We start from the raw sequence: 8,336 nt of genomic DNA on the forward strand, positions 1-8,336 counted from the left end.
AGGCGGCCAACGTCTGCCTGCAGACCCACGGCGGCTTCGGCTTCGCGGCGGAATACCACGTGGAGCGCAAGTTCCGCGAGACGCGCCTGTACCAGGTGGCGCCGATCTCCACCAACCTGATCTTCTCCTTCATTGCCGAACACGTGCTCGGCCTGCCGAGATCGTTCTGATGCTGCCACTGGAAGGCCTGCTGGTCGTCTCGCTGGAACACGCCATCGCCGCACCGCTGGCGACGCGGCACCTGGCAGACCTGGGCGCGAGAGTCATCAAGATCGAGCGGCCGGAAGGCGGTGATTTTGCACGCGCCTACGACAAGCGTGCGCGCGGCGTGGCCTCGCACTTCGCCTGGTGCAATCGCAGCAAGGAGAGCCTGACGCTCGACGTCAAGCATCCGCAAGCCAATGCCGCGCTGATGAAGCTGGTGGCCAAGGCCGACGTGGTGGTGCAGAACCTCGCGCCCGGCGCGGCGGCGCGGTTGGGGCTGTCGTATGAAACCCTGTCGGCGCGCTACCCGCGCGTCATCGTCTGCGACATCTCCGGTTACGGCGACGGCGGCCCCTACCTCGAGAAGAAGGCTTACGACCTGCTGATCCAGGCCGAGTCCGGATTCCTGTCGATCACCGGCACCGCCGATGCGCCGGCCAAGGCCGGCAATTCCATCGCCGACATTTCCGCCGGCATGTATGCCTACAGCGGCATCCTGGCGGCGCTGCTGGAACGCGGCCGCACCGGCCGCGGCCGGCGCGTGGACATCGCGCTGCTGGAATCGATGACCGAGTGGATGGGCTACCCGCTGTACTTCGGCCTGGACGGTGCCAGCCCGCCGCCGCGCACCGGTGCGGCGCACGCCACCATCTACCCCTACGGCCCGTTCAAGGCCGGCGATGGCGGCAGTGTGCTGCTGGGCGTACAGAACGACCGCGAGTGGAAAATGTTCGCGCGCCTGGTGCTGCAGCAGCAGCCGCTGGCCGACGACCCGCGCTTCGCCGGCAACGGCCAGCGCGTGGCGCACCGCGAGCTGATCGACGAGATCGCCACCGCCGCCTTCGCCGGCATCAGCATCACCGAACTCGTGCGCCGTCTCGACGAGGCCGGCATCGCCAACGGCCGCATCAACGATGTGCACGAGGTCTGGAACCACCCGCAGCTCGCAGCGCGCAAGCGCTGGGCCAGCGTGGCGATTCCCGGCGGCGAAGTGCCGGCCATGATACCGCCCGGCCGCCGCGATGCCGACGACGTGCAACTCGGCCCGGTGCCGGCGCTCGGCCAGCACAGCCGCGCCATCCTGGCCGAACTCGGCTACGGCAGCGCCGACATCGAGGCCCTGGCCGCGGCCAAGGCGATCTGACACCGCATCCTCTCGCCATCCCCGACAGAACCACCCATGACTCTTTCTCTTGCCACCGACCAGGGCGCACAACTCGCCCGCTTCGCCGCCTCCCTCTCCTGCGCCGCAGTGCCCGCACAGGTGCTCCGCCGCGCCGAGGACCTGTTTCTCGACTGGTTCGCCTGCGCCCTGGCCGGCCGCAGCGGCGAACCGGTGCAGGCGCTGGAGCGATTCGTCATCCGCCACGCCCGGCCAGGCGACGCCGAATTGCTGACCTCCCGCAAGCGCATCGATCCGCTGTTCGCCGCCATGCTCAACTCAGGCGCTTCGCACATGGTCGAGCAGGATGACGTGCACAACGGCTCGGTGTTCCACGCCGCCGCCGTGGTGTTCGGCCCGGCGCTGGCCATCGCGCAGGCGCGCAATGCCAGCGGCGCGCAGATGCTCGAAGCCATCCTTGCAGGCTACGAGGTCGGTATCCGCGTCGGCGAGTTCCTCGGCCGTCCGCACTACAAGCGCTTCCACACCACCGCCACCGCCGGCTGCATTGCGGCTGCGGCCACGGCCGGTCGCCTGATGAATCTCGATGCCGAGCAGATGGCCTGGGCCTTCGGCAGTGCCGCCACCCAGGCGGGCGGGCTCTGGGAGTACCTGACCGAAGGTGCGCAGTCCAAGCAGTTGCACTGCGCGCACGCGGCCTTCGTTGGCGTCACCGCCGCCGAACTCGCGGCCGAGGGCTACACCGGCGCGCGCCGCGCACTGGAAGGTGCCGGCGGCATGGGTGCCTCGATGTCCGAGAACGCCGATCCGGCCAAGCTGATCGACGGCCTGGGCACGCGCTGGACGCTGGCCGAGTCCTCGTTCAAGTTCCATGCGTCCTGCCGCCACACCCATCCGGCGGGCGACGCCCTGCTGGTGCTGATGCAGCGCGAGAAGCTCGGGCACGGGGACCTGGCGGATGTGCTGTGTGGCGTTCACCAGGGTGCCATCGACGTGCTCGCGCCTATCGTCGAACCCGCGTCGGTACATCAATCCAAGTTCTCCATGGGCACGGTGCTGGGCCTGATCGCCGTCTTCGGCCGCGCGCAATTGCCGGACTTCGACGAGCACTACCTCTCGCCCAGCGTCGTCGCCGTGCGCAGGAAGGTGCGCATGACGCTAGACGCGGAAGTCGATGGTGCCTACCCCGCGCGCTGGATCGGCAAGGTCTGGGTCAGGACCACAGACGGCCGCAGCTTCGAGGCACGGGTGGACGAGCCCAAGGGCGATCCTGGCAACACGCTCAGCCGCCCGGAGCTCGAGGACAAGGCCCAGCGCCTCGCGTACTACGCGCGCGGTGCCAGCGAGCGCGAAATGAAGGCCGTCATCGCCCGCGCCTGGAACCTCCAGAACGAAGCCGACGTACGGAACTGGCTGACATGATCGCGCGCAGCTACCTGTTCGTACCCGGCAACCGCTGCGAACGTATCGTCAAGGCCATCGCCAGCGGTGCAGACGCGGTCATCGTGGACCTGGAAGATGCCGTGCCGCCTGCAGAGAAAGACATCGCGCGCGCAGCGGTGCTGGCGAGTCTCGACGCTGCGCGGCCGGTCTGGCTGCGCATCAACGGCGAGCAGACACCGTGGTTCACGGCGGACCGCGCGCTGTGCGGCCTGCCTGGCATCGCCGGCATCGTGCTGCCCAAGGCCGAGTGCGGTGCGCTGATCTCCGAACTGCACGACGCCGCCGCGCACCCGGTGCTGCCGATCATCGAAAGCGGCCTGGGATTGGCGCGGCTGGATTCCATCGCCACCGCGAAGGGAACCGGGCGCTTGGCCTTCGGCAGCATCGATCTGCGCCTGGACCTCGGCATTCCCGGCGACGAGCCGGTGCTCGATCCTTTCCGCATGCAGCTCGTGCTGGCCTCGCGCCTCGCCGGCCTGCCCTCGCCCGTCGACGGCGTGACCACCAGTTTTTCCGACCCGGCCGCAGTGGAAGCCGACACGCGGCGGTCGGCCTCGCTCGGCTTCACCGGCAAGCTGTGCATCCACCCGCAACAGATCGCGCCGGTGCATCGCGGCTTCGGCCCGACGCCGTCCGACATCGCGTGGGCACACCGCGTGCTCGCCGCCGATGCCAGCGCCGACGGCCGCGCCGTTGCGCTCAACGGCCAGATGGTGGATCGCCCGGTGGTCGAGCGCGCCCGCGCCATCCTCGCCCGCGCGAGCTGATTTCGATTTGCTTTCATCCGCCGCGCGCGGTTTCAACACCCCTCAATCTCACAGGAAGACCTGCACATGAGCACACCCCTGCTGTTCAGCGTCGTCGACGGCGTCGGCGAAATCGTCCTCAACCGTCCGGACGCCGGCAATGCCTTCGACGAACCGATGCTCGATGCCTGGGTCGCCGCCCTGCAGCAATGCCTCGCGGATGACGCCGTGCGCGCGGTGCTGCTGCGCGCCAACGGCCGTCACTTCTGCGCCGGCGGCGACTTGCACGACATGAAGCGCGAACTGGAAGGTCCGCCGTCGATCCACAAGACCAAGCTGTGGTCCGGCGTCCACCGCATCCCCAAGCTGATGATGCAGATCGACAAGCCGGTGGTCGCGGCGATGCAGGGCGCCGCGACCGGCGCGGGCCTGGACATGGCGCTGCAGTGCGATTTCCGCGTCGCCGCCGACAACGCCCGCGTCGCGGCCAGCTACGTGAAGATCGGCCTGGTTCCCGGCGACGGCGGCGCCTGGCTGCTGCCGCGTATCGTCGGCCTGCCGCGCGCACTCGATATGCTGCTGACCGGCGATTTCGTGGAGGCTGCGGAAGGCCAGCGCATCGGCCTGTTCAATCGCGTGGTACCGCTGGCGGATCTGGAGAACGAGGCGCGTGCTCTGGCGCATCGCTTGGCCGATGGCGCCGCGACCGCGATGCGTCTGACCAAGCGCGCCGCCTACCAAGGCCTGCACCTGGATTTCACCACCCACCTCGACCAGATCTCCTCGCACTTCGTGCTCGCGGCCAAGAGCCCCGAGCATCGCGAGGGCGTGACCGCGTTCCTGGAAAAGCGCAAGCCCAACTTCAGGGGCTGAGCGGGAAACGACGGCCGGGCAGGCCCTCGTTCAGGCCCGCCCGGCCATCAGGCGCCGACGCTTGGTTCCCGAATAGCGGTACAGGCCCAGCGCCAGCACCGCCACACCGAGAAACAGCAGGTAGTGCCCGTAGTGCTGCGGCGGGATGCCCACGCTGAACGGAAAGCGCGAAACGTATTGCCCCTGGTCTCCCGCCGTCACCAGGCCGACGAACTTTCCCGGCGTGGTGAAGCTGTATTCGAACGGCACGCTTCCCGACATATAGGTCTTCGGCGGCAGATGCACCACCGTGACCGCATCGAGCCGGCTCTCGTCGCCGGTGTCGCGGATGATGCGCACCTCGATCGGCATCTCGCGCAGCTCGGGCTCGATCGCGTCCATCACCACGATGGTGTGCCCGAGCTTCGGGATGTCTTCGCAGAATTCCCGGTTGCCATTGATCTCCGGCTGGTAGCCGGTGAAGTGCATGTTGAACGGCCCGAGACGCAGCTTGCACATGTCGCTGTCGATCGCCAGCCCGCCATGTGCCTGCGCAGCGCCGCTCAGCGCCAAGCCGAGCAGTGGGCCACCCAGGCGCTTCATCAGACGCGCAGCGAGCATGCGACGAAAGGCTCCCACAATCACACGGACCTCAGGATTTTTCGGCGAGCCGCAACTGCGTGAACACCGGGACGATCGGCCCGGAGACCTCAGCCATGTGGCGCTGCCCGCCGCCGTCGAAGAAGAACAGCATGCCGCCGACGCGACTGTCGACGTTGGTCAGAAAACTCACCAGACGCTCGGTTTCCCAGGCCGCGTCGGTCGCTTCCAGGCGCAGCTTGCGCGTCTCGCCCGGTGCAACCGGTGAATCGTCGCTGATCCTGAGTCCGGATCCGGGGACCAGATCCTTCGGGAACGAGGGATCCACGCCGGCCAGCGCAACGTCCAGCGACTGGTTGATGAAACGCAGGTTGGCGGTGCTGAACTCGCCCACGCGCAGCGGCGAGCCGGACTGGTTGGTGATTTCCACGTCCAGCCGCAGGCTGCGACCCGGCACATCGTAGGTCGCGTCCTTCAATTCCACCGTCACGACGGGGGATTCCTGCGGCAGCGGCTTGGTCTTGAATGATCCCGCCTGCAGCGGTACCACGTATTCGTATTTCTGCGTCGTATACCGATAGCCCGCGATCACCACCACCAGCACCACGACCAGCAAGCCGGCGGCAACGCGGTCATCCGTGCGCGTCACCAGCAGGTCCTCGCGTCCTTTCTTGATGGCATTCCAGCGCGGCACGATCAGCGGGCGGCGGATCCACCAGACGATCCAGGCGATGGCGAGCAACGCATAGCCGGCCTGCCACCATTGCACGCGGGCCACACCGTAATGCTGAAGATCGTCGATCACCTCGCCGGTCATGGTGGTGACCGGCACCTTGAAATCCGCCGCGCTGCCGGCGACATCAACCCAGTGACCGGGCCCGACGATAGGACCCGCGCCATGCACATTGAGCACCGGGTGCAGATGCCAGCGGCCGGGAATGCGGCCGCGCATCACCAGCTTGAAGCTGTAGTCCCGGCCGATCTCGAGCTGGCGTACCGACTGCTGCGCCGGCATGCCGTTGATGTACGACTCCACGCGCGTCATCACGGCACCCGGCGAGGCGTTGGACAGGAAGGCCAGCTCCGGCTTGGTCGCTGCATCCGGCCAGTCGGTGAAGAGATGGAACTTGCCTTCCACGGTCACGGTGTCGCTCACGTTGATCTTCTGGCTCGACCAGGTGACGTCGTACCAATGAACGGTGCGAGTCCGGATGTAGGGCTCGGTGGCACGCTCGCCGTGCGCTGCGGCCGGCGTCGGCAGCAGGCTGCCCAGCAGCGTGAGCAGCACAGATAGCTGAACCAGTCCTGCGCGCAGCCCCCATCGATTCCTCAGGCTCATGACGGCACTCCCGGCTTCAGAGCCGGCTCAGAGTCGGCCGCGCCGGACTTGCCGCCGTAGATCGACTTGAAGCGATCACCGACCGGGAAGAATCGCGAGTTGCAGGCGAGCACGCCGAGTCCCCAGAACAGGTAGTAAAGGAAAATGCACGCGAACGCGGAGAAAAACGCCGACACCCAGGTCGGCGTGTCGCCGAAGGTGCGCAGGGTGCCGCGTTCGATGATGCGGATGTACTCCGGCGTGCCGGCGCGCGGAAAGGTGTAGCCGATCAGGTCGGCCACGGACGTCATGTCGCCCATGTTCTGCACCGGCTGGAAGTAGCCCGCCATGTAGATCCAGTTGCTCGGGTAGAACAGCAGCCCGTACAGCACCGCGCCGAACGCACCAGTCACCAGCCAGCTCCGCGACAGCACCAGCACGGCGTCGAGCACCAGCGCGCCCATCAGGCAGGTGCCGGGCACGACCAGGCTGATCGGAAAGAAAGCCAACCCCTGCCAGCTGTGATAGCGCACGATCCAGGTGCCTACCAGCAACAGCAGCAGGCTTGCGGTGGCACCGACCGGCAGGCGGAACAGATTCCAGAAGATCGCCTGGAACGCGGCGGCCATGGTGATGGTGGTGATCGGGATGATGAGGATCCAGTACTGGCGATCCTTCCAGTCGATGAAGAAATCCCAGTCGCCACCGAGCAGCAGGAAGCTGATGTGCGACACCGCCCAGATCAGGAAGGCGGCGACGATGACGATCAGCACATCCAGCGTGCGCGACCACTTGATCGCCTGCGGCGAGAGCCCGGAAACTTTCAGGATCGCGAGATCATTGAGGTTCATGAATGTGTTATCCTGTGCAGCGGTGCGGAGAATCGAATGGGGCCGTCGGCCGGCCGTCGCCATCGGCGTCTCGCCTGCGCGAGCCGCCGCTGGATTGACTGGGGTCAGGCCGCGTCGGAAGCGGGTCCGCCGACTTCCTTGAACAGCTCGGCCATGCGGCCGACCACCTGGATGAACAGGCCACCCAGGGCGAGACCGGTCCAGCCGAGGATCGGGAAGCCCCAGTGCAGCGGATGGCTGAAGATTTCCTCGGTCATCCAGAACGCATGGCCCCACTCGTTGAAGCCGAGATTCGGCAGGATCAGTCCCGGCCCTAGTACGGCCATGATCAATGGCACCGAGTAACCACGCGCAAAGGCGGGAATGCGCGTGGTGGCGTACAGCAGGCTGCTCACGCCGAACACGATGTACAGCGGCACGCAGGCGTAGAACACCACGATGTGGCTGGGCGTGAGCGCAGTGTCGCGGATCACCGTCTGGTGCCAGGTCGCATCACCTTCACCGAAGAAGCTGGCAATCCACAGGAACGAGAAGGTGTACATCATGAACCAGGCGACGAGGCTGAAATATCGCCGCAGTTCGGTCTCGGCGTCGATCTTCGCCACATCGCGGTCGCGCGTGAACCACAGGTAGGTCCAGATGCACAGCCCGCTGCCGAAGATCAGCGGCACCTCGACCTTGAACAGCGTCATCCAGTAGCGCGCGAATTCGGGCGAAGTGGCATCGAGGCCGTACTCGAACGCGAACGCGCCCTGGTACAGGCGGTAGCTCGCGTACACCGCGAGCAGCAGGCCCCAGCCGATGGCGACCGGAACGAAGTTGAACATCGAGCGCCCGGCAGCCGCACTCGACACCTGCGGGGACGGAACTGACGACACAACATGTGTGGACATGGGGAACTCCTGGTCAGCGGGGAAAAACGATGCAGCGTCGACTTGCGACAAGATGCCAGTGTCTGCTGCTTGGGATCGGCTGCTGCGGTTCGTCATCGAAGACTGCAACGAAATACGGCGGCTGGTCATCGCTCGGCACCTGCTCGATGCAGAGGCCGACCACTATCAGTAGGCTTCAGTGCTGACCCAGCGGCGTTCGGACCACGATGCCGTCGAGCGATCTGGAGAGCATGATCTGGCAGCCCAGTCTCGACCCGGGACCGCCGCCTTCTGCGAGCTCCAGCATCGATTTTTCCATGTCCTCGA

9 protein-coding genes are annotated in these 8,336 nt (G+C 66.6%); 5 read left to right on the forward strand and 4 right to left on the reverse strand.

All coding sequences use genetic code 11. The annotated features are described in order from the left end of the window. The 5 genes from Q0D45_RS21710 to Q0D45_RS19360 all read left to right on the forward strand — a co-directional run. The coding region (locus tag Q0D45_RS21710; protein WP_366946507.1) for an acyl-CoA dehydrogenase family protein at positions 1-170 on the forward strand (170 nt) is incomplete at its 5' end. After that, a complete protein-coding gene (locus tag Q0D45_RS19345; protein ID WP_293396863.1) occupies positions 170-1,348 on the forward strand; it encodes a CaiB/BaiF CoA-transferase family protein in 1,179 nt (392 codons plus the stop codon). The genes Q0D45_RS21710 and Q0D45_RS19345, both read left to right, overlap by 1 nt. Before the next feature lie 36 nt (positions 1,349-1,384). Then, on the forward strand, positions 1,385-2,749 hold the full coding sequence (locus tag Q0D45_RS19350; RefSeq protein ID WP_293396866.1) for an MmgE/PrpD family protein: 1,365 nt from the start codon (positions 1,385-1,387) through the stop codon (positions 2,747-2,749). Then, positions 2,746-3,537, forward strand: a complete 792-nt coding sequence (locus tag Q0D45_RS19355; protein ID WP_293396869.1) for a CoA ester lyase — start codon at positions 2,746-2,748, stop codon at positions 3,535-3,537. The genes Q0D45_RS19350 and Q0D45_RS19355 overlap by 4 nt, the downstream gene beginning before the upstream one ends. Before the next feature lie 66 nt (positions 3,538-3,603). Further along, on the forward strand, positions 3,604-4,389 hold the full coding sequence (locus Q0D45_RS19360) for an enoyl-CoA hydratase-related protein (RefSeq protein WP_293396872.1): 786 nt from the start codon (positions 3,604-3,606) through the stop codon (positions 4,387-4,389). Between the two features lie 30 nt (positions 4,390-4,419). Here Q0D45_RS19360 and Q0D45_RS19365 read toward each other — a convergent pair whose 3' ends face one another. The 4 genes from Q0D45_RS19365 to amoC all read right to left on the reverse strand — a co-directional run bounded on the left by Q0D45_RS19365 (position 4,420) and on the right by amoC (position 8,030). Beyond that, entirely contained in the window at positions 4,420-4,989 is a 570-nt protein-coding gene (locus tag Q0D45_RS19365) for a hypothetical protein (protein ID WP_293396875.1), read from the reverse strand. A 31-nt stretch (positions 4,990-5,020) separates the two neighbouring features. Further along, entirely contained in the window at positions 5,021-6,307 is a 1,287-nt protein-coding gene (amoB, locus tag Q0D45_RS19370) for a bacterial ammonia monooxygenase, subunit AmoB (RefSeq protein ID WP_293396878.1), read from the reverse strand. Then, positions 6,304-7,137, reverse strand: a complete 834-nt coding sequence (locus Q0D45_RS19375; RefSeq protein ID WP_293396881.1) for a methane monooxygenase/ammonia monooxygenase subunit A — start codon at positions 7,135-7,137, stop codon at positions 6,304-6,306. The genes amoB and Q0D45_RS19375 overlap by 4 nt, the downstream gene beginning before the upstream one ends. Before the next feature lie 104 nt (positions 7,138-7,241). Next, positions 7,242-8,030 (reverse strand): bacterial ammonia monooxygenase, subunit AmoC, encoded by a 789-nt coding sequence (gene amoC / locus Q0D45_RS19380; RefSeq protein ID WP_293396884.1) that lies wholly within the window; start codon positions 8,028-8,030, stop codon positions 7,242-7,244. Positions 8,031-8,336: the final 306 nt, after the last annotated feature.

It is taken from the genome of Nevskia sp., from assembly GCF_023266035.1.
GTDB lineage: Bacteria > Pseudomonadota > Gammaproteobacteria > Nevskiales > Nevskiaceae > Nevskia.

Bases quoted from the DNA above. Each gene is read 5' to 3' on its own strand.
- Q0D45_RS19345 (WP_293396863.1), top strand. From the start codon at position 170: ATGCTGCCACTGGAAGGCCTGCTGGTCGTCTCGCTGGAACACGCCATC.
- Q0D45_RS19350 (WP_293396866.1), top strand. From the start codon at position 1,385: ATGACTCTTTCTCTTGCCACCGACCAGGGCGCACAACTCGCCCGCTTC.
- Q0D45_RS19355 (WP_293396869.1), top strand. From the start codon at position 2,746: ATGATCGCGCGCAGCTACCTGTTCGTACCCGGCAACCGCTGCGAACGT.
- Q0D45_RS19360 (WP_293396872.1), top strand. From the start codon at position 3,604: ATGAGCACACCCCTGCTGTTCAGCGTCGTCGACGGCGTCGGCGAAATC.
- Q0D45_RS19365 (WP_293396875.1), bottom strand. From the start codon at position 4,989: ATGCTCGCTGCGCGTCTGATGAAGCGCCTGGGTGGCCCACTGCTCGGC.
- amoB (WP_293396878.1), bottom strand. From the start codon at position 6,307: ATGAGCCTGAGGAATCGATGGGGGCTGCGCGCAGGACTGGTTCAGCTA.
- Q0D45_RS19375 (WP_293396881.1), bottom strand. From the start codon at position 7,137: ATGAACCTCAATGATCTCGCGATCCTGAAAGTTTCCGGGCTCTCGCCG.
- amoC (WP_293396884.1), bottom strand. From the start codon at position 8,030: ATGTCCACACATGTTGTGTCGTCAGTTCCGTCCCCGCAGGTGTCGAGT.